Source organism: Pseudoxanthomonas sp. USHLN014 (assembly GCF_037153335.1).
Classification (GTDB): domain Bacteria; phylum Pseudomonadota; class Gammaproteobacteria; order Xanthomonadales; family Xanthomonadaceae; genus Pseudoxanthomonas_A; species Pseudoxanthomonas_A winnipegensis.
Genome location: NZ_JBBCKO010000001.1, coordinates 717495 through 740743 on the forward strand (window position 1 = coordinate 717495; position 23249 = coordinate 740743).

Sequence of the window (23249 nt, forward strand, 5' to 3'; positions counted from 1 at the left end):
CGCTTTAGATAGCGTCCCGTCGCCGCCCTTGCAACCGGGCCGCGCCTGTCTCAACCGCTGCGCCGGCTGCCCCTACAATGCCGGCCACTATGCTCCGACACCTGACCATCAAGGACTTCGCCGTGGTGCGCGCCACGGACCTGGAATTCGGCCCCGGCATGACGGTGATCTCCGGCGAGACCGGCGCCGGCAAGTCGCTGCTGGTCGACGCGCTGGGCTTTCTGTCCGGCGCGCGCGCCGATGCCGGCGTGGTGCGCCACGGCGCCCAGCGCGCCGAGCTGTCGGCCGAGTTCGAGCTCGCGCCGGCCGCCCCTGCCCTGGCCTGGCTGGCCGAGCATGCCCTGGACGAGGCCGGCGCCTGCCAGCTGCGCCGCGTGCTGCGCGCCGACGGCGGCTCGCGCGCCTGGATCAACGGTCGCGCCGTGCCGGTCTCGCAGCTGGCCGAACTGGCCGGCCTGCTGGTGGAGATCCACGGCCAGCACGAGCACCAGGCGCTGCTGTCCAAGCCGCGCCAGCTGGACCTGCTGGACGCCTTCGCCGGCAGCGCGCCGCAGCTGGCCAAGGTGCGCCAGGCCGCGGCCGCCTGGTCGACGCTGCTGGCCGAGCGCGAGCGCCTGACCGCGCAGGGCGATGTCTCCGACCGGCTCAACTATCTGCAGCACCAGCTCGACGAACTGCGCGCCGAGGACCTCAGCCCCGACGCCATCGAGGCCCTGTCCCAGCAACATCGCCGCCAGGCCCACGCCTCCAGCCTGATCCAGGCTTGCGAGGACGGGCTGACCCGCCTGTCCGGCGACGAAGGCCCCTCGGCCAGCCGGCTGCTGCTGCAGACCCGCGCCGAGCTGGCGCGCGTGCTCAGCCACGAGCCGCGCCTGGGCGAGGTCGACGGCCTGCTCGACAGCGCCCAGATCCAGCTGCAGGAGGCCCTGGCGCTGCTCAACCAGGTCCGCGACGACCTGGACGTGGATCCGGCCCAGTTCGAGCGCGCCGAGCGCCGCCTGGGCCGGCTGCACGACCTGGCGCGCAAGCACCGCGTCGCACCCGAACAGCTCGACGAGGTCGCCACCCGTATCGAACAGGAGCTGGACGGCCTGCGCGGCGCCGGCGAGCGCCTGGCCGGGCTGAATACCGAGATCGAGGCCGCCCGCCAGGCCTGGAAGGCCGCCGCTGCGGCCTTGACCAAGGTCCGCACCAAGGCCGCCACTAGCCTGGCCAAGCAGACCAGCACCCTGATCGGCGAGCTGGGCATGGGCGGCGGCAAGCTGGAAGTCCAGCTCGAACCCATCGACGCCGAGCGCCCCGACGCCCAGGGCGCCGAGCGGGTCGAACTGCTGGTGGCGGCCAACGCCGGCCAGCCGCCGCGGCCGCTACGCAAGGTCGCCTCCGGTGGTGAGCTTTCGCGCATCTCGCTGGCCATCGAGGTGGCCGCGCTGGGCTCGGACGCGGTGCCGACCATGGTGTTCGACGAGGTCGACTCGGGCATCGGCGGCGCGGTGGCCGACATCGTCGGCAAGAAGCTGCGCGACCTGGGCCGCGCGCGCCAGGTGCTGTGCGTGACCCACCAGCCGCAGGTCGCCGCCCAAGGCCATGCCCATTACCGCGTCAGCAAGGCGCCGGTGGACGGCATGACCCAGTCCTCGGTCGAATCGCTCGACGCCAGCGCCCGCCGCGAAGAGCTCGCCCGCATGCTCGGCGGTGTCCAGGTCAGCGCCGAGGCCCGTGCCGCCGCCGGCAAGCTGCTCGAAGCGGTGGACTGACGCCGCCCCGTCCTGTTGGATGGGAAAGCACCGACCGCGCGTGACGCCGCCCTGTAGAGCGGAGCTTGCTCCGCTGGGGCCTTCCCCACGAACCGAACGGAGAGCAGCGGAGCAAGCTCCGCTCTACAGGTAAGCCGCGAGCTGATCGGAAGAGACGGCTGCTCCCATGGCACGTGGATCAGGACTTCTGCCGACCCGAAGCCTCCCGCACCACGTGCGGGGAAGCGGCCCGCCGGACCGCTTTCCCTCCGAAGCCAAGACGCTCACGCGCCGTGCCCCTCGATGAATAGGGGGTGCGAAAAAAGGCCGGGATTTCCCGGCCTTTTCCCCCACATCCAGCAAGGCGGCTTACTTGCGCTTCTTGCGCACGTACAGCACCAGCGAGTGTTCCTCGATCTCGTAGCCGTGCTCGGCGGCGATCTTCTCCTGCAACGCCTCGATCTCGTCGCTGGAGAACTCGATGACCTTGCCGGTGTCGATGTCGACCATATGGTCGTGGTGTTCGCCGCGGTCCAGCTCGTAGACGGCCTGGCCGCCCTCGAAGTTGTGCTTCAGCACCAGGCCGGCGGCCTCGAACTGGGTCAACACGCGGTAGACCGTGGCCAGGCCGATCTCATCGCCCACGCCCATCAGCGCGCGGTAGATGTCTTCGGCGGTCATGTGCCGGGGCTTGGCTTCTTCCAGCAGCGCCAGGATGCGCAGGCGCGGATGCGTGACCTTCAAACCGACCTTGCGCAGATCGAGCGATTCCATCGTGGGGCTCCCATTCATTGGCGGTTTAACGCCAGCTGCCTTGCGGTTGGGTCGCGGCGATGCGGCGCAGTGTATCATCGGCGGGCTTGTTCCCGACCTTTGCAGACCCGTCCTTCATGCGCAAATTCCTGCTTATCGCCGCCCTTGGCCTGGCCACTTCCGGTTGCGGCATCATCTACAAGCAGCCGATCTACCAGGGCAACCTGCTGCGTCAGCAGGACGTGGACAAGCTCGCCGTGGGCCAGAGCAAGCAGCAGGTGCTCGCCCTGCTGGGCACCCCGTCGGTGGCCGACCCGTTCCATGCCCAGCGCTGGGACTACACGGCCACCGAGCGCACCGACCGCTTGGGCCATACCCAGATGAAGAACTTCACCGTGTTCTTCAATGGCGATGCGGTCAGCAAGTGGGAAGGCGACTACTTCCCCAACCAGGACGAGGAACTGGCCCGCAACAGCGTCCGCCAGTTCGGCCCCAACCTGGCCAAGGACAAGAAGAAGAAAGGCGGCGGCGGCTGATCCGCGCCTGAGCGCGACGCCTTAAGGCGTCGCCGCGCGGCGCCGGCGGGCATCCTTCGGATCGACCTGCAGCGGACGCAGCAGCTCCACCCGATCGCCCTCGTGCAGTCGCGTCTGCGGCGTGGCCTGCACGCCGAACACCGCCACGCCCGTGGCCTGATCCTGACCCTCCAGCCGCGCCTCGCGCAGCGCATCGGCCACGCTGGCGCCCTCCGGCAGTTCCAGCGTCGCGGCGCGGTAATGCCGCGGCCAGGCCAGCACCACCTCGACCTTCATCGCCTTTAGTCGCCGCGGTCGGCGGTGCGCACGAAATCGTCCACCATGCGGTCGGCCAGCGTCTGGAAGCCCAGCGTGAACGCCGGCCCCAGCAGCCGGCTGGACGGTTCGAAGTCCAGCGTCAGGCTGACCTTGCTGGTGCCCTCGCCCAGCGCCTGGAACTCCCACAGCCCGTGCAGCTTGCGGAACGGGCCGTCCTTGAGCTGCATGTCGATGCGCCGCGGGCGCTCGAGCGTGTTCTCGGTGGTGAACCAGGTGCGCAGCGCGCCCAGGCCCAGGTCCAGCCGCGCCACCATGTGCGCCCCGTCGGCGGAAATCACCTCGGCCCTGTCGCACCAGCTGAAGCGGCGCGGATACGCGCGGACGTCGTTGACCAGATCGAACATGTACTCGGCCGGATGTTCGACCAGGGCGCTGCGGCGGATGGTGGGCATCGTGTGTGGGGTGCGAGTGAGCGGCGAAACAGGGCGGGCTCGCCCCGACCGGCTCCATCGGCGACAATGGACGGATGGCAAAGAAGTCGGACAAGGATAAAGCAAACAGCACGGGCACCATCGCGCTGAACAAGCGCGCGCGCCACGAGTACCACCTCGAGCAGCGCATGGAGGCCGGATTGTCCCTGCAGGGCTGGGAGCTGAAGTCGATCCGCGCCGGCCGCGCCAACATCGGCGAGAGCTACGCGGTGGTGCGCCAGGGCGAGCTGTTCCTGTTCGGCGCGCAGTTCACCCCGCTGATCCAGGCCTCCACCCACGTGGTGGCCGACGACCGCCGCACCCGCAAGCTGCTGCTGCACCGGCGCGAGATCGACTCGCTGATCGGCAAGGTCGAGCGCGACGGCTACACCCTGATCCCCACCGCGATGTACTGGAAGGGCAACAAGGTCAAGCTGGAGCTGGCGCTGGCCAAGGGCAAGCAGACCCACGACAAGCGCGCCTCGGAGAAGGACCGCGAGTGGGCGCGCGACAAGCAGCGCGTGATGCGCCGGCACAACCGCGACGCTTGAGCGCGCCGCGGGTCCTCTAGCGGTCGCGGTGCCTCGGCTGGCCTCCTGGCAAGGCCGCATTCGGCACGCCCGCTAGGTCGCCGCCAGCATCTTGACCAGATTGGGCACGCCGCAGCCCTGCATGTAGCGATCGCGGCCGATGTCGGTGCAGTGCGCCATCAGCAGCGCCTTGATCCGGTCGGGCGCGCCGATGAACTCGCGCCGCACCGACAGGAAGCCGGCCACTAGCCCGGACACGTGCGGGGCGGCCATGCTGGTGCCGCTCATTTCCAGCATCCAGGTGGACGGCTCGCGCAGGCGGTAGTCGTAGTGCGCCGAGATGATCTTCTCGCCCGGGGCCACCACGTCCGGCTTGCAGCGCCCGTCGGCCGTTGGGCCCTTGGAGGAGAAGTAGGACACGCCATAGCTGTGCGGGTTGGTCTTGTGCACCGATCCCACCGCGATGGCCTCCTGCAGATTGGCCGGATCGCCGATGGTCATGTCCATGTTGGCCGCCAGCGGCACGCCGTCCTGCTGGACCAGCCAGGCCAGGCCCTCGTTGCCCGCCGCCAGCACCACCACCACTCCCTGCCGCCACAGCCGGCGCAGCTCGTTGCACAGCGGGGTGAAGCCGCAGCCATAGCTTTCGGCGTCGAACCAGCCGCCCAGGCTCAGGTTGACGCCGTGGATCACCAGCTGGCCGGCCTCGTCGTTGATCCTGGCGACCTGCTGGATCGCCTTGATGATCCACGAGTCGCGCCCGCGGCCTTCATCGTCGAGCACCTTGAAGCCATACAGCTGGGCCTGCGGCGCGATCGCGGTGAACGCGACCTTCGCCCCACCGTCCTGCCCGGGATACGGCGCGCTGCACTGCCCGGCGATGATGCCGGCCACGTGCGTGCCGTGCCCACTGCGGTCCATGTGGGTGAAGGCGCGGCCGTCGGCGCGTCGCAGCAGCTTCGGCGCGCCGCGCACGGTGCAGTCCCACTGCGCCGGCACCAGGTCGCGCTTGCCGGCCTGGTAGAAGTGCGGATGGCCGGCGGCGATGCCGGTGTCCAGCACCGCCCAGCCGATGCCCTGCCCCAGCGCGTGATAGGCGCTCTGCGCGGCGTCGGCCTGGATCACGCTGCGCGAGCGGTCCAGCAGGGCGCGCTTGCCCGCGTCTCGCCACAGCCGCCTGAAGCTCAGCGCCTTGAAGTCGTTGCGCAGCGATTCGATCTCGAAGCGCGTCAGCTGCGCGGACACGAAGCGGTCCAGCGTGTCCTCCAGCACGATCGCCTCATCCAGCGCTGGCCCCGACAGCCCGGTCTGCGGCGCGGCAAGCGCACGGATCCGCGCCACCAGGTCCGCCTTGACCTCGGCCGGGCGCAGTCCGGAGGGCAGTTGGTCCAGCTCGATCAGCACCTCGTGCCGCGTCGCCCCGCCCATCGCCTCCATCCGGTCGGAGAGGTCCTTGAGCACCACCGTGCTGGTCACCGGCTGGTCGAAGCCGGCCCCGACCACGTCGCGGACCCGGCTGCGCACCTGCGCGATGGACAGATAGCCCGAGCCCGAATGCGGATTGCGCGGCCCGTCCGGGTTGATGCCCGGCGCGGCGTAGTTGCTGAAGCGGCCGTCGGCGCCGACGATGTCATCGGACAGATCCGCGTCCAGCGCGACCGGATCGCGGCGGTCGGCGACGTTGAACCAGGCGCGCACGCACGGCGGGAACGGCAGCTTCTTCTGCTTGATGTCCTGCTTGAACATGCTGCGTACCGCCGGCAGCCCCAGCGGCGAGCCGATGGTCAGCAGCAGCGCGACATCGCACTGGCTGGCCTTGAGCTTGCGCAGCACCTCGTAGGCGATCATCGAGCCCTGGCTGTGGGCCACCACCACGAACGGCCCGCCGCCGGACATCAGCCGCTCGCGCAGGCTGTCCTCCATCGCCGCGCGCCGCGTCGGGACGAAGAAGAAATCGTGCACATCCTGCAGCAGCGCGGCCGAGACCAGCCGCATCAGGATCTCGTTCAGGCCCGACCACAGGCCGCGCGCGCCAGGGCCGGCCGCCGCCTCGAGTGCCGCGCCGTCCTGGACCTGCTCCAGCACCGCTTCCAGCTGGGCGCGCTGCTGCGGCGTCTGCGCCAGCGCATCGACCAGCGCATGCAGGTCGCCCCCGGCCGGCGGCAGGCCGAAGGCGGACAGCACGCGCTGCTCGGCCTGGCTGATGGTCGGGCCCTCGTCGCGATCGCTGCAGGTGCCGGCCTCGGGCACCGGATAGCGCTTGCGATCCACCCAGTAGGCCATGCGCGTGCGCTCGCCCATGGCCCGGCCGAACAGCGCCTGGTCCCACTGGCAGCGCAGCACCTCGGCCGGCGGCTTGTTGCCGATGCCGTGGATGTAGACCACGGTCATCGCCTTGCCCTGGGCGCCGGCCATGTAGCCGCTGCGCGCCAGCGGGGTCTCCGGCGCGGCCGCGGCCCTGCTGGCGGTGGCGCTCTTGCGCCGGGTCGAGGACGTGGACGGGGCGGCCTTGCGGGCCGGGGGCTTGCGGGCCATGCGCGTCTCCTGCCGGGGGATGTCCATGCCAACGCCGGCGCTGGGCCGGCGCGATCAGGCCACTGCAGGCTAACCGGGCCGCGTCGCACGCCTTGTGACCGGTGTGCTGCGCCCCTACACTGGCTGCATCGGAACGATCTTCCGACCCAGTTCGAACCGGGGGTGCACTGGCTTCGACGGGGGTTGCGAAATTGTCTGGTGCATGCCGAGGGGGCAGCTTTCCTCGTAAATCCAGCGGCAAAATCATAGTTGCCAACGACGACAACTACGCTCTCGCCGCTTAAGGCGTAAGCCCCGAACCCACTTGTGCCCGTGCTCGTGGATGTAGGGTCATTATCACGGAACCGGCGTTGACGGCTGCCTGTCAGTCATCGCTTAACCAAAACAGGCTGGTCCTGGGGTGCGCTTCGCACGCCGTGCTGCTCCGGGACGAGATCCAACGGTGAGCTAAGCATGTAGTACCGGGCATGGAGTGCCTTCGGACGGGGGTTCAATTCCCCCCACCTCCACCAAACACTTGAATGGATTCAACGAGTCGGGCCGCCTGTGAGGGCGGCCTTCTTCGTTTCCTGGCCATCGCATTGAAACGCCGACCGATCGACGGGTGCTCGCCGCGGGGCAGACCTATAGCGTGACCGTGGGCCCGCATCCGCAGGCCGCGCCACATGGCCGCCGCAACCTGGTCCTCATTCTGCCGCCGCATGGTGCGCCGGCCGTCGTCCCGGGCGGCGACTGGCGTCCGACCGGCTTCCGCGACCGCTAGGAAGCGATCCAGCCGCTACTGACCTGCGCCGTGGGCGCGCAGCTGATCCATCACTTCGTAGCAGGCGCCCATGGTGTGGTAGTCGGTCTTGCCGGCGGGGCTCTTCTCGTCGCTGTATTTGCGGTTGTCCGAATCCAGGATGCGGTACCAGGCGCCGTAGGTGTGGTCGATCATGTGCGCCCACGAGAACTGCCACAGGCGGTCGTACCAGTCCCAGTACGCCGCATCGCCGGTGCGCAGGGCGATCAGGGCGGCGGCGGCCAGGCTTTCGGCCTGCACCCAGAAGTACTTGTCGTCGTCGCAGACCTGGGTGGGCTGCTGCGCGATGTCGCCGCCGTCGGCGGGCAGCGGCGTCACCAGCGGTGCGAAGCCGTAGTACAGCCCGCCGCGCTTGTCGTCCCAGCTGCGCGCCACGGCGGTGTCGAACAGGTGGCGCGCGGTCGGTACCAGCCAGTCGATGCCGCCGTCCAGCTCGCGGTCCAGAATCAGCAGCAGCTTGGCCCATTCGGTCTGGTGGCCGGGCTGGAAACCCCAGGGGCGGAACAGGTGCTTGGGATTGTCCTTGTTGTATTCCCAGTCCACGTTCCAGTCGGTGTCATAGTGCTCCCACACCAGGCCGCCGGCCTTGGCCGCCTGACGGCGGGTCATGTGGTCGGCCAGCAGCAGGGCGCGATCCAGGTAGCGACGCTCGCCGCTGGCCTGCCAGGCCGCGAGCATGGCCTCGCACATGTGCATGTTGGCGTTCTGGCCGCGGTAGGTGCTGAAGTTCCAGTCGGCGTCGGCTTCGTCGCGGTACAGGCCGGGGCCGGCTTCCCAGAAGCGCTGCTCGAGCAGGTTCCAGGTCTCGTCCATCCAGCCGCGCGCCTCTTCCACGCCGGCCTTCAGCCCGCAGGCGTAGGCCAACAGCACGAAGGCCACCCCGTAGCAGTGGTTGGTGGTGTCCTCCGGCACGCCATCGCGCAGGGTCCAGACATAGCCGCCGTTGGCCGGGTTGCGGTGCACCTGGCGCAGGTAGCGCAGGCCGTGCAGCATCGCCTCGCGGTATTCGGGACGCTCGAACTCGCGCCAGGCCATGGCGTAGTTGAAGACGAAGCGCGTGCTGCTGACCAGGTGACGGTGGCCGGCGTCGTAGACGGTGCCGTCGTCCTTGAAGTACTGGAAGAAGCCGCCGGCCGGATCGATCGCGCGCGGGTGGTAGAAGGCCATCGTCTGCGCGATGTGCTCGCGCAGGAAGTCGGTGGAGCGGAAGTTGGGCATCGGGGCAGCGTCCATCGGATTGATCACAGCAGAGACAGGACTTCGGCACGGGTCGGCATGGCCGCGAACGCGCCCTTGCGCGTGACCGCCAGCGCGCCGGTGGCGGTGCCGAAGCGCACGGCTTCTTCCACGCGGGCCGGGTCGGCGCAGAACGCGCTGAAGCCCGCGCCCGCCCCGCCCAGTTCGACCAGCCGGACCAGCAGCCCGCCGACGAAGGCATCGCCCGCGGCGGTGGTGTCGCGCACCTGCACGGCGAAGCCCGACACCTGTCCTTGCGCCTGGCGTGTGGTCCACACCACCTCGCCGGGCCCGTCGGTGATCACCAGAAGTTCGGTGCGCCCGGCCAGCAGGCGGGCGATGACGCCGGCCTCGGCCTGCGCATCGTGGCCGGCGAGGAACTGCAGCTCCTCGCGAGAGAGCTTGACGACCTGCGCCAGCGCCAGGCCTTGCCACAGCGTGGGCGTCGGATCGACGCCCTCCGGCCACAGCGCCGGGCGCAGGTTGAGGTCGAAGCTCACCACGGCACCGGCCTGGCCCGCGCGCTGCGCGCCGGTGAAGGTGGCCTGCGCGCAGTCCGTGTCGGTCAGGCTGTTGGAGCAGAAATGGAAGACATCGGCGCGCGCCAGACAGTCGGCGTCGAAATGCTCGGCCCGGAACAGCAGGTCGGCCGCAGGCGGGCGATAGAAGCTGAAGCTGCGCTCGCCCGCCTCGTCCAGGGCCACGAACGCCAGCGCGGTCTTGGCTTGCGCGGTACGCACGGTATGGCCGACGCCGACGCCGAAGCCAGCCAGCGCCTCATGCAGGAAGTCGCCGAACATGTCCTGCCCCAGCATCCCCACGAACTGGCTGTCCGCGCCCAGGCGCGCGGCGGCCACCGCGACATTGGCCGGCGCGCCGCCGGCGTACTGCTCGAAGGCGCGGGCCTGGCCTTCGACCGGCGGTTGGGCCAGCAGGTCGATCAGCACTTCGCCGAAGCAGACTAGAGAGGCCGGGCGGCCGGGCGCAGCGTCATGCGGCATGCTGGGAATTCGCAGAAGAGAGCGGGAAGAGACGGACTTGCAGTGCGGCCATGCGCGCGGGAGCCAGCGCTGGCGCACACGGCGCGGCAGGGGCGCGCGGGAGGTGAGACTGAATCGCCATTTGGCCGTGTTCAACCGATTTAGATCGATTGAAATTTCGCATACCGCGCATTGGATTGCATCCCGCAGCGCAGCACCAAGGCGCGCGAAAGCCGGTCGGAGCCGCCAGCCTAGGTGACGCGCAAGGTGCGCGCCACTCGCCCGACCCGACTCAGCCTGCCGCTTCGGCCGCGCCCTCGCCCGCCTCGCGCCGCTCGGCGCGGCGCGCCAGACCGTAGAGCGCCAGGCCCGCCGCGGCGGTGGCCGCGCCGACATAGCCGGTGACCGTCCAGCCCAGCCCCGCGCTGATCGCCAGTCCGCCGAGCCACGGCCCCAGCGCGTTGGCCACGTTGAAGGCGGCGTGGTTGGACGCGGCCGCCAGGGTCTGCGCGCTGGAAGCCACGTCCATCAGCCGGGTCTGCAGCACCGGCGCCAGGCTGACCATGGTGCCGACCGCGATCACCGCCGGCAGCAGCGTCCACACCGAATGGGCGCTGGCGGGGAACGCCAGCAGCACCAGCGTCGACCAGGTCAGCACCACCGGCGTGGCGCGGAACTGCAGTCGGTCGAACAGCCAGCCGCCGCCCACGTTGCCCAGGATGCCGCCGACGCCGAAGGCCACCATCGCCGCCGGCACCCAGCGCTCGTCCAGGCGGGTGACCTCGAGCAGCGTCGGCGCCAGGTAGGAGAACACGCAGAACATGCCGGCGAAGCCGATCGCGCCGATGGCCAGCGCGTACCAGACCTGCGGGCGGTGGAAGTCGCGCAGTTCGCGCAGCGGATCCTGGCGCGGCTCGTTCGGGTTCGGCTTGAGGAAGGCGGCCACCAGCGCCACGGTCAGCAGCGCGAGCGCCCCGACCAGCCCGTAGGCATAGCGCCAGCTCAGCACCTGGCCCAGCCAGGTCGCCAGCGGATTGCCGATCAGCATCGCCACCGTCAGGCCGAGCATGACCCGGCTGACCGCGGCGGCGCGGCGGTCGGGCGGGCTCATCGAAGCGGCCACCAGCGCGGCCACGCCGAAGTAGGCGCCGTGCGGCAGCCCGGCGATGAAGCGGAATACCAGCCCCACGCCGTAGTTCGGCGCCAGCGCGCTGGCCAGGTTGCCCAGCGCATAGAACCCCATCAGGAGCAGCAGCAGCGTGCGCCTCGGCAGGCGCGCGCCCAGGATCGCCAGTACCGGCGCGCCCACGACTACGCCCAGCGCGTAGGCGCTGATCAGATGGCCGACCTGCGGCTCGCTGATCGACAGCCCGCGGGCGATATGGGGCATCAACCCCATGGAGGCGAACTCGCCCACGCCGATCGCGAAACCGCCCATCGACAGGGCGAAGAGGATCAGCACATAGACGCGGCGGGAAACGGGCGCGGCCGGCGCGGTGACGGGCGTGGGCGCAGTGGCCATGGGGGATGCCTGGCGGATGCGGAAGGCCGTGCATTATGACGCGCCGCAACATCGACCTGATCACACGCAGCTTTCCACGGCGCGCGGTGTCGCGGGAGACCATCGCGGGCGCGCTGTCACAAAAGCAACGGGCCGCGATGCGGCCCGTTGTGTCGTGCGACGTGTGGAACTTGCGGTTCGTCAGCCGCCCTGCTCGACCGGCAGCACGCGGATCTCGACGCGGCGGTTCTGCGCGCGGCCGGCCTCGGTGTCGTTGCTGGCGATGGGATAGCGCTTGCCCATGCCGATCACCTCGAAGCGCTGACGCATCAGGCCCTGGCCGATCAGGTAGTCGGCGACCGAATTGGCGCGCGCCTCGGACAGGGTCTGGTTGACCGCATCGCTGCCCACGCTGTCGGTGTGGCCGCTGACTTCCACGATGGTCTGGTTGAACTCCTTCAGCGTGGCGGCCACGTTGTTGAGCGCCGGATAGAACTGCGGCTTGAGCGCGGACTTGCCGAAGTCGAAGGTCACCCCGTCCGGCAGGTTGAGCTTGATGACATCGCCGTCGCGGCTGACGTCGATGCCGGTGCCGGCGGTCTGGCGACGCAGCTGCGCCTCCTGGCGATCCTGATAGACGCCGATCGCGCCGCCGGTCAGGCCGCCGACGCCGGCGCCGATCAGCGCGTGCTGGCGACGCGAGGTCGCATCGTGGCCGCTGAGCAGGCCCACCGCCGCGCCGATTCCGGCGCCGATCAGCGCGTTGTTGCGGGTGCGGTTGGGATCGTTCGGGTCGCTGGTCTGGCCGGTGTAGGTGGCGCAGCCGGCCAGCACGGTCGCGGAGAGGACGCCGCACAGCAGGGTGCGGGAGAGCAGCTTGGAGGTGTTCATGGTGAGAGAACCTTTCCGGGGGTGGATCCGGGTGTGTTGCGGTGTGCGCACGCTAACGCCCACCGCGACAAATTCCGATGAATCGCGCAGTGCCGAGCCTGGAGAGGTTCAGCGGCGCGTAGTCCTGTCAGGTTCAACGCGTCGCCGCATACGCGGCCAGCGCGGCCTCGCGCCCTTCGGACAGATCCACCAGGGGCCGGCGCGGATACTCGGGCGCCAGGCGCTCAAGCAGGTCGGGCGACTCCCATGGCGCGAAGCGCGCCTGCAGCGGCAACGCTTCTAGTTCGGGCACCCAGCGGGTGATGTAGTGCGCCTTCGGATCGAACTTCTGCGCCTGGGTTACCGGATTGAAGATGCGGAAGTACGGCGAGGCGTCGGCGCCGGTGCCGGCCACCCATTGCCAGCCCAGCGTGTTGTTGGCCAGGTCCGCATCGACCAGCGTGTCCCAGAACCAGCGCGCCCCTTCCAGCCAGTGCACGCGCAGGTGCTTGGTCAGATAGCTGGCCACGAGCAGGCGCACGCGGTTGTGCATTACGCCGGTGTGCCACAGCTGACGCATGCCCGCATCGACGATGGGCACGCCGGTGCGACCGCGCTGCCACGCCTGCATCCGGCTGGCATCGGCCCTGGCCCACTGGAAGCCGTCGAAGCGCGGGTTGAGGTTGTCCTCGATCGTGTGCGGGAAGTGGTGCATCAGGTGATAGGCGAACTCGCGCCACACCAGCTGGCGGATGAAGCCGTCGATGTCGCGCTCCAGTTTGGCGCTGCGCACCTGCTCCAGCCGCGCGATCACCCGCCAGGGTGCGATCTCGCCGAAGTGCAGATGCGGCGACAGCTGCGAGGTGCCGGTCCGGTCCGGCAGGTCGCGCTGGTCCAGGTAGCCCGACAGCGCACCGTCGACGAAGACCTCCAGCGCCTCGTGCGCGCCGGCTTCGCCGGGCTGGTGCTGCGCCCAGAAGCCCGCATCCCAGCCCAGCCGCGGCTTGAGGCCGAGCGCGTCGACGCCGTCGCTGCCGATGCGCGCGGGCACCGACGGCAGCGTGCGCGGGGCGTCGTGCAGCGCACGCTGCGGCAGCGCGGCCAGCACGCTGCGGTAGTAAGGCGTGAACACCCTGTACGGCCCGCCGCTCTTGGTGGTCACGTCCCAGGGCTCGGCCAGCAGCGCGGCGTTGCAGCTGCGCGCATCGAAGCCCTGGTCCTTCAGCGCCTGCTTGATCGTGGCATCGCGCGCCTGGGTGGTCGGCTCGTACTTGCGGTTCCAGAACAGCGCCTGTGCCCCGCTCTGCGCGATCAGCGCCTCCAGCACGCGGCTGCTGTCGCCCTGGCGCACGACCAGGCGCGAGCCGCGTGCGTGCAGATCGGCACTCAGCGCCTTGAGCGAGCGGTGGCGCCAGGCGTTGGACGCCGCGCCGGGCGCCCAGCGGCCTTCCTCGTGCGGGGCGTGGATGTAGACCGGGATCGGATCGAAGCCGGCCTCCAGCGCCATGTGCAGGGCCGGATTGTCGGCCAGGCGCAGATCGTTGCGGAACCAGACCAGTGCGACGGGCATGCGGGCCTTGGGGCGGAAGGAGACGCCCGCGATGGTGCACGCCCGGCCGGCGCGGGGCGGTGAAGCCGCGCGCCGACGGGCTTACTCGAAGCTGCCCACCGAATCGTGCGCCAGATTGTCGAAGCGGGTGTACTCGCCGAAGAACTTCAGCTTGCACGAACCGGTCGGGCCGCCGCGGTGCTTGCCGATGATGATCTCGGCCAGGCCCTTGTCCGGCGAATTTTCCTTGTTGTAGTAGTCGTCGCGGTAGATGAACACGATCATGTCCGCGTCCTGCTCGATGGCGCCGGATTCGCGCAGGTCGGCCATCACCGGGCGCTTGTCGGTACGCGTTTCCAGCGAGCGGTTGAGCTGGGACAGGGCGATCACCGGCACGTTGAGTTCCTTGGCCAGGCCCTTGAGCGAGCGGCTGATCTCGGAGATCTCGGTGGCGCGGTTCTCGCTGTTGCCCGGCACGCTCATCAGCTGCAGGTAGTCGATCACGATCAGGCCCAGCTCGTGCTCGCGCTTGAGGCGGCGGCACTTGGAGCGCAGCACCTCGGGCGACAGGCCCGGGGTGTCGTCGATGAAGATCTTGGTCTCCTTGAGCATGCGGATGGCCGCGGTGACGCGGCTCCAGTCCTCGTCCTCCAGCTGGCCGTTGCGCAGGCGCTGGGCGTTGATTCGCCCGTTGGAGGAGATCAGGCGCAGGGCCAGCTGCGCCGAGGACATTTCCATCGAGAACACGGCCACGGCCTTCTTCGACTTGATCGCCGCGTACTCGGCGATGTTCAGCGCGAAGGTGGTCTTGCCCATGGCCGGACGCGCGGCCAGGATGATCAGGTCGGTCGGCTGCAGGCCGGCGGTCATGCCGTCGAACTCGGTATAGCCGGTGGGCAGGCCGGTGATGGTGCCGCCGTTGTTGTAGCGGTCCTGCAGCACCGAGAACGCGTCCTTCAACGCGTTGGGCATGGCCACGAAGTCGCTGCGCCCGCGCGCGCCGGCCTCGGCGATGGCGAACACCTTCTGCTCGGCCGCGGCCAGCAGTTCGGCGCTCTCGCGGCCTTCGGGCTGGAAGCCGTTGTTGACGATCTCGGTGCCCACGTCGATCAACTGGCGCATCACCGCCTTGTCGCGCACGATCTCGGCGTAGGCGGTGATGTTGGCGGCCGAGGGCGTGGAGCTGGCCAGTTCGATCAGGTAGGCGCCGCCGGCGATCAGGTCCGACTGGCCCTGCCCTTCGAACCATTCGCCCAGGGTCACCGCGTCGAACGGGCGGCTGCGCTCGGCCAGCTCGCTGATGGCGCGGTAGATCAGCTGGTGGTCGCGGCGGTAGAAGTCGTTCGGGGTGAGCTTGTCGTTGACCCGGTCGTAGGCATCGGGCACCAGCATCAGCCCGCCCAGGACGGCCTGCTCGGCCTCGATCGAGTGCGGGGGCATGCGCAGCTGTTCGATGCGCGTATCGGTGGGATCGTTGCGGAATTCGCGATCGCGACGGGGTGCAGCCATGGGTGTGAGGTCTCGAAGGGCGAACGCGCCAACGCGCGCGCCCATGTTAGTCAGCCGGCCGCTCGACCGGTATGCATAAGCCTGTGGACAAGTGGTGGAGAAGATGTGCGCTGCGCGTCTCATCGGCTGCGAGCGCGCGGTGTGGATCGAAGTGGCTTCTTCTCTAATCCGCGTGTGTCGGCGTCCTGAGTTCGGGGGGCAGCGTTGAGATTCAAGGCTTCGATTCGACAGAAGTCACGATCCATCGGCCGCCGGGCCTCGGCCCCGCCTGAACTGCTGAAGATGCTGGTGGCAACATTGCTTGTCTGGCCCCATGACCGTGGGAGCCGCCATGGCGGCGACGGGGCTTTCCCGGCAAAGCTTCATCGCGGCGCAGGCATTGCCGGTAGAGCCGCATCGCCGCCATGGCGGCTCCCACCTGTAGAGCGGAGCTTGCTCCGCTGGGGCTTTCCCCAAGAACCGAACGAAAAGCAGCGGAGCAAGCTCCGCTCTACAGTCAGCCGCTGAGATTTGAGGAGACAGTCGCTCCCACCGAAGCCACAGCACCCAAGAGCCACTGGAGCATGCGGTGTGGTCGATCTTTCCCAAACCGGAGTGCGTTGGTCGTTGAGGGCTGGAGCGCAATGGCACGGCGCCCGATCGAATCGAAGCAATGCGGCCGTAGATCGGAACTTCTTCTAGAGCGAAGCCCAGTACCTCAACGCGCGAGGCAGCGGGCCGGCGGGCGGTGGCCGCGCCTAGTGAGGCAGGATGCCGAGCGCCTTAAGGCAGGGCAGGATGCCCTGATCGAGGGAAAAGCGGACACCGCCCGCCGGACCGCCGCCCTTCCGAAGTCCCACGCACGCACGTCGCGATCAACAACCCTTGCGAAGAAGACCCCCAACGAAAACGGGCGCCTCGCGGCGCCCGTCGTATCGAATCGCGTCGCCTGAAGGATCAGGCTTCGGCTTCGACCACCACCTTGACGGTGGTTTCCACGTCGGCGTGCAGCTTCAGCAGCACGTCGTACTCGCCGATATTGCGCAGCGGGCCTTCGCCCATGACCACTTCGCTCTTCTCCAGCGGCAGGCCGGCGGCGGTGAAGGCCTCGGCGATGTCGCGCGGGCCGACCGAACCGAACAGCTTGCCTTCGGTCGAGGCGTTGGCCTTGACGGTGACGCTGGCGCCTTCGAACTTGCCGGCGCGGCCGGAGGCCTCGTCGTGGATGGCCTTGGCCTTGGCTTCGTACTCGGCGCGCTTGGCCTCGAACTCGGCCACATTGGCGGCGGTCGCCGGCACGGCCTTGCCCTGCGGCACCAGGTAGTTGCGACCGTAGCCCGGCTTGACGCTGACCTTGTCACCCAGGACGCCCAGGTTGGTCACTTTCTGCAGGAGGATCAGATCCATTTCTTTGCTCCGTTATTCGTTAGCGGCGCAGGAGCGCCGCAACGGTTGCTGTCCGAATAGGACGGGTGTCGTTGAAGCAGGAGTGAGTGGAGAGGAGTGAGGAGCGAGCGACAGCCGAGGCCTTGCTCACTACGCACTCCCTGCGGCGCTGGCCGCCACTCACTTCCGCACTCAGACGTCGTGGTTGTCGGTGTACGGGATCAGGGCCAGGAAACGGGCGCGCTTGACGGCCGTCTGCAGCTGGCGCTGGTAGCGCGCCTTGGTGCCGGTGACGCGGCTGGGGACGATCTTGCCGGTCTCGGTCAGGTACTGGCGCAGGGTGTTGAGATCCTTGTAGTCGATCTCCTTGACACCTTCGGCCGTGAACTTGCAGAACTTGCGGCGACGGAAGAACTTGGACATGGTCAGGGTTCCTTAGGCGGCTTCGGCGGAGTCGGAATCGTCGTCGGACTTGGCGGTGTCGCCTTCGTCGTCGCGACGGCGGCGCTCGCCGCGCTCGGGCTTGTCGCTCTTCTCGTCCTTGCTCTTCATGATGATCGACATCTCGGTGTCGGCCACGTCGCCGTCGCGCTTCATGATCAGGTGACGCAGGATGGCGTCATTGAAGCGGAAGGTCTCGGTCAGCTCGGCCAGGGTGGCCTGGTCGACTTCGACGTTCATCAGCACGTAGTGGGCCTTGACCAGGTTCTGGATCGGATAGGCCAGCTGGCGGCGGCCCCAGTCTTCCAGACGCACGATCTTGCCGTTGCCGTTCTCGATGATGCCCTTGTAGCGCTCGACCATGGCCGGCACCTGCTCGCTCTGGTCCGGGTGGACCAGGAACACGATTTCGTAAAAACGCATTGTCGTTCCCTTTCGGATGATGGCCGAAGGCGCGATGCCGCCGGCCGGACAGCCCCCCGCCGATGCGGTGGAGCAAGAGCCCCGACGGCCTGGTGGCCGGCAGGGAGCAGGAAATTATGTCAGGTCAAGGGGTTGCGTGCAATCGCGCGGGGATTGGGCGCGATTCGGGCGGCCACCGGCCCGTAACCCGGAGCTGGCACCAAGGCTGCGCAAGTAGCCTCAGCGACGCGCTTGCCCCCTGCCCCGTCTGGCGCTCCCTGCGCCTTAGGCCGCGTTCGCGTCGGTGGTGAAGCTCTCGCCGCAGCCGCATTCGGCCGTCGCATTGGGGTTGGCGAACAGGAACTCCTCGCCCAGCCCGCGCTTGCCGAAGTCGATCCGGGTGCCGTCCACCAGCGGCAGGCTGTCGGCATCGACATAGATGCGCACGCCGTCCTGCTCGAACACGGTGTCGTCCTCGCGCTGCTCGCGGGCCAGGTCGGTCACATGGCCCCAGCCCGAGCAGCCGGTGCGGGTCACGCCGAAGCGCAGGCCCAGTGCGCCGGGCGTGGTCTTGACGAAGCGCTGGACGCGCTGGTGGGCGAGCGGCGTGAGAGTGATGGCCATGACGATGCCTGCGATGCTGCGGACCGGAATTATAAGGTGTGGGTGCGCCGGCGGCGGCCCCACGGAGCGAACGGAGCGTGCCCGCCGCGTGCGCCAACCGGTAGACTTGCGCGTTCATTCAGATCGAGCCGAACGGGCCGGGATTCAAGACATGACGGTGGTGAGCGTCGAACATGCGCTGGCGGGCAAGCTCCCGGCCGGCGGCGAGGTGACGGTACGCGGCTGGGTGCGCACGCGGCGCGACTCCAAGGCCGGCCTGTCCTTCGTCAACGTCAGCGACGGTTCGTGCTTCGCCCCCATTCAGGTCGTGGCGCCCAACACCCTGCCCAACTACGAGTCCGAGGTGAAGCACCTGACCGCCGGCTGCGCGGTGATCGCCACCGGCACCCTGGTGGCCTCGCAGGGCCAGGGCCAGCGCTTCGAGATCCAGGCCGAGTCGGTCGAGGTGGTCGGCTGGGTCGAGGATCCGGAGACCTATCCGATCCAGCCCAAGGCGCACTCGCTGGAGTTCCTGCGCGAGGTCGCGCACCTGCGCCCGCGCACCAACCTGTTCGGTGCGGTCACCCGCATCCGCAACTGCCTGGCCCAGGCGGTGCACCGCTTCTTCCACGAGAACGGCTTCAACTGGATCTCCACGCCGATCATCACCACCTCCGACGCCGAGGGCGCCGGGCAGATGTTCCGCGTCTCCACGCTGGACCTGGCCAATCTGCCGCGCAACGCCGCCGGCGAGGTGGACTTCGGCCGCGACTTCTTCGGCAAGGAGACCTTCCTGACCGTGTCGGGCCAGCTCAACGTCGAGGCCTACTGCCTGGCCCTGAGCAAGGTCTACACCTTCGGCCCGACCTTCCGCGCCGAGAACTCCAACACCACCCGACACCTGGCCGAGTTCTGGATGATCGAGCCGGAGATCGCCTTCGCCGACCTGGCCGAGGACGCGCGCCTGGCCGAAGAATTCCTCAAATACCTGTTCAAGGCCGTGCTCGACGAGCGCATGGACGATCTGAGCTTCATCGCCGAGCGCGTGGACAAGACCGCGATCAGCAAGCTGGAGGCGTTCATCAACGCACCGTTCGAACGCATCGACTACACCGATGCCATCGAGCTGCTGCGCAAGTCCGGCAAGAAGTTCGACTTCCCGGTCGAATGGGGCCTGGACCTGCAGACCGAGCACGAGCGCTGGCTGACCGAGGAGCACGTCGGCCGCCCGGTGGTGGTGACCAACTACCCCGAGCACATAAAGGCCTTCTACATGCGCCTGAACGACGACGGCCGGACCGTCGCGGCGATGGACGTGCTGGCGCCCGGCATTGGCGAGATCATCGGCGGCAGCCAGCGCGAGGAGCGCCTGGACGTGCTGGACGCGCGCATGGCGCAGTTCGGCCTGGATCCGTCGCACTATGGCTGGTATCGCGACTTCCGCCGCTACGGCACGGTGCCGCATGCCGGCTTCGGCCTGGGCTTCGAGCGCCTGGTGGTCTACGTCTGCGGCCTGTCCAACATCCGCGACGCGATCCCCTACCCGCGCGCACCGGGCAACGCGGAGTTCTGAGCGCCATGCATGCGCAGCTGGTGGTGCAGGTGGCGACGTTCATCGCCGGGTTCGCGGCCTTCGGCTTCGGCCTGGTCGGCATCGCCCGCAGCCTGCGCCTGCAGAAGCTGCTGATGGCCAAGCAGGAACAGGGGCTGGACGTGCGCGCCACCAAGGCCGACCCGCAGGTGCGTGCGGCGATGCAGAGCCTGCGCGCGCCGCTGCTGTGGGCCACGGTGCTGGCCGTGTGCTCGGTGGCGCTGCCCTCGCTGGCCCGCCTGGTGCTGGCGTGATCCTGTTCTTCGCCCTGCTGTTCGTGGCCACGGCGATCGCCGGGTTCTGCGCCTTCGTGATCTTCTGGCCGCTGACCCTGATCCACGTGCGCGACCGCCATCCGCAGGTGGCCGAGGAACTGGGCCCGGGCGCCTTCATGAAACCCGCCGCGCTGGCCTGGCTGCTGCGCGGCACTTACTTGCAGCGCCGGGACGGCGCATTGAACGGCCTGGCCACCCCGGCGCGCATCGCCGCGCTGGTGATCGTGTGCGGCCTGGCCATGGCCGGGCTGCTGTGGCTGGCCTACGAGGTAGTGAAATGAACGAGACGACACGCGTCCAGTGGTGGCTGGCCACCCTGGGCCAGACCTTGATCTGGGCCCGGCTGCGGATCAAGGAGGCCGGCACCGCCGAGGTGCTGGACAGCGACGGCAATACGCTGGCCTACGACAGCGAGGACAGCGCCCGCGGGGCGCTGTTCGACGCCGAATTCGTCGCCTACGACGGCCTGGACGAGGAAGACGCGCTGCTGCGCGGCTTCTCCCTGCACGAGGTCATCCCGCCGCACGCCGACGACGAAGCCGCGCTCAAACCGCTGATGGTGCAGCGGCTGGGCGGCGGGCACGCCTGAGCGAGCGTGACATGTACACCCCGCGCGCCTTCGCGCAGACCGACCTGGCGCGGCTGGATGCGCTGATCGCGCGCGATGCCTTCGTCACCCTGATCACGCAGCACGACGACGGCACGCCCGAGGTCAGCCATCTGCCGGTGCTCTACGCCCGCGACGGCGCGCGCATCGTGCTGGAAGGCCATTGGGCCAAGCCCAACCCGCAGGCGCGCCACAGCGGCAGGGCCCTGGCCATCGTCCACGGCCCGCATGCCTATGTCTCGCCTTCGGCGTATCCGGACAAGGCGCAGGCCGCGCGGGTGCCGACCTGGAACTACGCCGTTGCCCATCTGCACGGTGTCCTTGAGCGTATCGAGGACACCGACGCCTTGGCCGACCTGGTCGACCGGCTCAGCGCGCATCACGAGGCCAGCGTCGGCCGCGACTGGCGCTTTGAGCACGACGATGCGCGCCTGATCCGGCAGCTGGCCGGCATCGTGGGCTTCCGGCTGGTGGTCGAGCGGGCCGAGCTGAAGTTCAAGCTCAGCCAGAACCATCCGCATGCCAATCAGCAGGCGGTGATCGAGGATCTGGCCGCGCGTGACGATCCCGAGGCGCGCGAGGTTGCCGCGCTGATGCGTGGCGATGCGGGCCTGACCGATACCGCAGACTGACGAGGGCGGCGCCCATCTGTAGAGCGGAGCTTGCCCCGCTGCCTTTCAGCTGGATCGTCGGGAAGCCGTAGAGCGGAGCTTGCTCCGCTGCCTTTCGGCCGGATCGTCGGCAAGCCCCAGCGGAGCAAGCTCCGCTCTACAAGTAGGTTGCGGCTTGATGTGTGCACAGTTGCTTTCACCAAACAGAACGCGACGCCATAACACGCTTGGCGTCACAGTAACGCCCCGCGATCCGAATCGGAGTATTGCGATGGACCTGAACCTTTCCGGCCGCCATGCGCTGGTCTGCGGCGCCTCGGAGGGCATCGGCCGGGCCGCGGCGATCGAGCTGGCGCTGCTGGGCTGCGATGTCACCGTGCTGGCCAGGCGCCAGGCCATGCTGCAGCAGCTGGTGGCCGAGCTGCCCGTCGTGCGGGAAGGCCAGACGCATGGCTGGCTGTTCGGCGACGACGGCAAGACCGAGATGCTCTCCACCGATGTGGTCGGCCTGGCCGCGCGCAAGCCGGTGCACGTGCTGATCAACAACGGCGGCGGGCCGCCGGGCGGACGCGCCATCGACGCGGATCTGGACGCCTACCTCACCGCCTTCCGCCATCACACCCTGGCCAACCATGTGCGCGTGCAGGCGGTGCGGCCCGGCATGCGCGCCGCCGGCTGGGGCCGCATCGTCAACGTGGTCTCGACCTCGGTGTACGAGCCGATCCCCAACCTGGGCGTGTCCAACACCATCCGCGCCTCGGTGGCCGGCTGGGCCAAGACGCTGTCGCGCGAGCTGGGGCCTGATGGCATCACCATCAACAACGTGCTGCCCGGCTTCACCCGCACCGCGCGCATGGACCACATCGTCCAGGACCGGATGCAGGCCAGCGGCCAGAGCGCCGAGCAGATCCTGGACGGCATCGCGCAGGGCGTGCCCGTGCGTCGCATCGGCGAGGCGGCCGACATCGCCGCGGCCATCGCCTTCCTCTCCAGCCCCGCCGCCGGCTACATCACCGGCGTCAGCCTGGCCGTGGACGGCGGCCGCCTGCAGTCGATCTAGCGCCTGCACGCGGCCGCGACCCTTGCCCTGATCGAATCCGCCCATGCCTGAAGGTCCCGAGATCCGTCGCGCCGCCGATCGCCTGTTCGAGGCGGTCGGCAACCAGCCACTGGAACAGGTGTGGTTCTACCCGCCTTCGCTCAAATCCAAGCAGCGCGCGCTGATCGGCGCGCGCATCACCGCCATCGAGACGCATGGCAAGGCGATGCTGACGCGTTTCGATAACGGCACCACGCTGTACACGCACAACCAGCTCTATGGGGTGTGGCGGATCGCCGAGGCCGGCGAGCGGCCGGAGACCACCCGCAGCCTGCGCGTGGCGCTGGAGACGGCCGACAAGGCCATCCTGCTGTATTCGGCCTCGGACATCGCGCTGTGGAAGAACGCGGACCTGGCCAGTCATCCCTTCCTGTCCAAGCTCGGGCCGGACGTGCTGGACAAGCGCCTGACCGCGGCGGCGGTGGAGCAGCGGCTGCAGGAGCCGCGCTTCATGCGCATGTCGCTGGCCGCGCTGCTGCTGGACCAGGGCTTCCTGGCCGGGATGGGCAACTACCTGCGCTCGGAGGTGTTGTTCGAGGCCGGCATCGCGCCCACGCGCGATGCGGCGGGCTTGAACCCGGACGAGCGCCGGCTGCTGGCCAGGGCGCTGCTGGACGTGCCGCGCCGCAGCTATCGCAGCCGCGGCATCCGCAAGGCCGCAGGCATGCGCGCCGACTACCTGACCGATACGCCCGATGGCTTCGCCTTCAAGGTCTTCGACCGCGCCGGCGAGCCGTGCCTGGACTGCGGCACGCTGATCCGCCGCCGCGAGCTGGCGGGCCGGCGGCTGTACGACTGCGCGCATTGCCAGCGCTAGCGGCTGGTCCGGGATGAGCGCTGCCCTCGTGGCCTTTTGGCCAACGGCGGCCATCAGGCCTTCCCGAGAAAGCCCCCATCGCCGCCGTGGCGGCTTCCACCTGTAGAGCGGAGCTTGCTCCACTGGGGCTTTCCCGATGACCCGACCGAAGCGCAGCGGAGCAAGCTCCGCTC

General features: G+C 69.0%; 24 protein-coding genes and 1 other RNA gene. 11 read left to right on the forward strand and 14 right to left on the reverse strand.

Annotated features, from left to right (window positions below):
* The first annotated feature begins 89 nt into the window (after positions 1–89).
* Positions 90–1757: a DNA repair protein RecN gene (recN, locus tag WFQ05_RS03285; RefSeq protein WP_337052614.1), complete on the forward strand. Its 1668-nt coding sequence runs from the start codon at positions 90–92 to the stop codon at positions 1755–1757.
* 348 nt (positions 1758–2105) lie between these two features.
* Here the strand turns inward: recN and fur are convergent, their stop codons facing one another.
* Positions 2106–2510, reverse strand: coding sequence for a ferric iron uptake transcriptional regulator (gene fur / locus WFQ05_RS03290; protein WP_130522640.1), 405 nt, complete (start codon positions 2508–2510; stop codon positions 2106–2108).
* 116 nt (positions 2511–2626) lie between these two features.
* Between fur and bamE the strand changes: the two genes are divergently transcribed.
* A complete protein-coding gene (gene bamE, locus WFQ05_RS03295; protein ID WP_337052615.1) occupies positions 2627–3025 on the forward strand; it encodes an outer membrane protein assembly factor BamE in 399 nt (132 codons plus the stop codon).
* 21 nt (positions 3026–3046) lie between these two features.
* Here the strand turns inward: bamE and WFQ05_RS03300 are convergent, their stop codons facing one another.
* Positions 3047–3301, reverse strand: coding sequence for an RnfH family protein (locus WFQ05_RS03300; protein ID WP_337052616.1), 255 nt, complete (start codon positions 3299–3301; stop codon positions 3047–3049).
* A 5-nt stretch (positions 3302–3306) separates the two neighbouring features.
* Complete coding sequence (locus tag WFQ05_RS03305; RefSeq protein WP_337052617.1) at positions 3307–3735, reverse strand: type II toxin-antitoxin system RatA family toxin; 429 nt, start codon at positions 3733–3735, stop codon at positions 3307–3309.
* Between the two features lie 74 nt (positions 3736–3809).
* Here WFQ05_RS03305 and smpB point away from each other — a divergent pair, with 74 nt between their 5' ends.
* Positions 3810–4304: an SsrA-binding protein SmpB gene (smpB, locus tag WFQ05_RS03310; RefSeq protein WP_130518223.1), complete on the forward strand. Its 495-nt coding sequence runs from the start codon at positions 3810–3812 to the stop codon at positions 4302–4304.
* Between the two features lie 72 nt (positions 4305–4376).
* Here the strand turns inward: smpB and WFQ05_RS03315 are convergent, their stop codons facing one another.
* Entirely contained in the window at positions 4377–6698 is a 2322-nt protein-coding gene (locus WFQ05_RS03315; RefSeq protein WP_337052749.1) for a S8 family peptidase, read from the reverse strand.
* Between the two features lie 278 nt (positions 6699–6976).
* Between WFQ05_RS03315 and ssrA the strand changes: the two genes are divergently transcribed.
* Positions 6977–7330, forward strand: a transfer-messenger RNA (tmRNA) gene (ssrA, locus tag WFQ05_RS03320).
* Between the two features lie 266 nt (positions 7331–7596).
* On the opposite strand, the gene WFQ05_RS03325 is transcribed toward ssrA, so the two are convergent.
* From WFQ05_RS03325 to WFQ05_RS03370, 10 genes are all read right to left on the reverse strand, one after another.
* Positions 7597–8862 carry an AGE family epimerase/isomerase gene (locus tag WFQ05_RS03325; protein WP_337052750.1) on the reverse strand — a complete coding sequence of 422 codons (1266 nt, stop codon included), beginning with the start codon at positions 8860–8862 and terminating at the stop codon, positions 7597–7599.
* Positions 8862–9857: a carbohydrate kinase gene (locus tag WFQ05_RS03330; protein WP_130561666.1), complete on the reverse strand. Its 996-nt coding sequence runs from the start codon at positions 9855–9857 to the stop codon at positions 8862–8864. Before WFQ05_RS03330 ends, WFQ05_RS03325 begins: the two co-directional genes overlap by 1 nt.
* Positions 9858–10128: 271 nt before the next feature.
* Entirely contained in the window at positions 10129–11358 is a 1230-nt protein-coding gene (locus WFQ05_RS03335; RefSeq protein WP_130531552.1) for an MFS transporter, read from the reverse strand.
* A gap of 180 nt (positions 11359–11538) precedes the next feature.
* Positions 11539–12228 (reverse strand): OmpA family protein, encoded by a 690-nt coding sequence (locus WFQ05_RS03340; protein ID WP_130561665.1) that lies wholly within the window; start codon positions 12226–12228, stop codon positions 11539–11541.
* Between the two features lie 133 nt (positions 12229–12361).
* Positions 12362–13777 (reverse strand): deoxyribodipyrimidine photo-lyase, encoded by a 1416-nt coding sequence (locus WFQ05_RS03345; RefSeq protein ID WP_337052619.1) that lies wholly within the window; start codon positions 13775–13777, stop codon positions 12362–12364.
* An 81-nt stretch (positions 13778–13858) separates the two neighbouring features.
* On the reverse strand, positions 13859–15265 hold the full coding sequence (locus tag WFQ05_RS03350) for a replicative DNA helicase (protein WP_165394507.1): 1407 nt from the start codon (positions 15263–15265) through the stop codon (positions 13859–13861).
* 936 nt (positions 15266–16201) lie between these two features.
* Positions 16202–16651: a 50S ribosomal protein L9 gene (rplI, locus tag WFQ05_RS03355; protein WP_130518196.1), complete on the reverse strand. Its 450-nt coding sequence runs from the start codon at positions 16649–16651 to the stop codon at positions 16202–16204.
* A 171-nt stretch (positions 16652–16822) separates the two neighbouring features.
* On the reverse strand, positions 16823–17053 hold the full coding sequence (gene rpsR, locus WFQ05_RS03360; protein ID WP_093137332.1) for a 30S ribosomal protein S18: 231 nt from the start codon (positions 17051–17053) through the stop codon (positions 16823–16825).
* Positions 17054–17065: 12 nt separating this feature from the next.
* Positions 17066–17494: a 30S ribosomal protein S6 gene (gene rpsF, locus WFQ05_RS03365; RefSeq protein WP_130522648.1), complete on the reverse strand. Its 429-nt coding sequence runs from the start codon at positions 17492–17494 to the stop codon at positions 17066–17068.
* 264 nt (positions 17495–17758) lie between these two features.
* The gene (locus tag WFQ05_RS03370; protein ID WP_337052622.1) at positions 17759–18097 is read right to left on the reverse strand and encodes an iron-sulfur cluster assembly accessory protein; all 339 of its coding nucleotides are present in this window, start codon (positions 18095–18097) and stop codon (positions 17759–17761) included.
* 151 nt (positions 18098–18248) lie between these two features.
* Between WFQ05_RS03370 and asnS the strand changes: the two genes are divergently transcribed.
* From asnS to nei, 7 genes are all read left to right on the forward strand, one after another.
* Positions 18249–19649: an asparagine--tRNA ligase gene (gene asnS / locus WFQ05_RS03375; RefSeq protein WP_130522649.1), complete on the forward strand. Its 1401-nt coding sequence runs from the start codon at positions 18249–18251 to the stop codon at positions 19647–19649.
* Between the two features lie 5 nt (positions 19650–19654).
* The gene (locus WFQ05_RS03380; RefSeq protein WP_337052625.1) at positions 19655–19921 is read left to right on the forward strand and encodes a hypothetical protein; all 267 of its coding nucleotides are present in this window, start codon (positions 19655–19657) and stop codon (positions 19919–19921) included.
* Positions 19918–20223 (forward strand): hypothetical protein, encoded by a 306-nt coding sequence (locus tag WFQ05_RS03385; RefSeq protein WP_130518189.1) that lies wholly within the window; start codon positions 19918–19920, stop codon positions 20221–20223. Before WFQ05_RS03380 ends, WFQ05_RS03385 begins: the two co-directional genes overlap by 4 nt.
* Positions 20220–20531, forward strand: a complete 312-nt coding sequence (locus tag WFQ05_RS03390; protein ID WP_337052626.1) for a hypothetical protein — start codon at positions 20220–20222, stop codon at positions 20529–20531. Before WFQ05_RS03385 ends, WFQ05_RS03390 begins: the two co-directional genes overlap by 4 nt.
* Before the next feature lie 11 nt (positions 20532–20542).
* Entirely contained in the window at positions 20543–21181 is a 639-nt protein-coding gene (locus WFQ05_RS03395; protein ID WP_337052627.1) for an FMN-binding negative transcriptional regulator, read from the forward strand.
* A gap of 250 nt (positions 21182–21431) precedes the next feature.
* Positions 21432–22220, forward strand: a complete 789-nt coding sequence (locus WFQ05_RS03400) for an SDR family oxidoreductase (RefSeq protein WP_337052628.1) — start codon at positions 21432–21434, stop codon at positions 22218–22220.
* Positions 22221–22263: 43 nt separating this feature from the next.
* The gene (gene nei, locus WFQ05_RS03405; protein WP_337052629.1) at positions 22264–23076 is read left to right on the forward strand and encodes an endonuclease VIII; all 813 of its coding nucleotides are present in this window, start codon (positions 22264–22266) and stop codon (positions 23074–23076) included.
* Positions 23077–23249 lie beyond the last annotated feature (173 nt).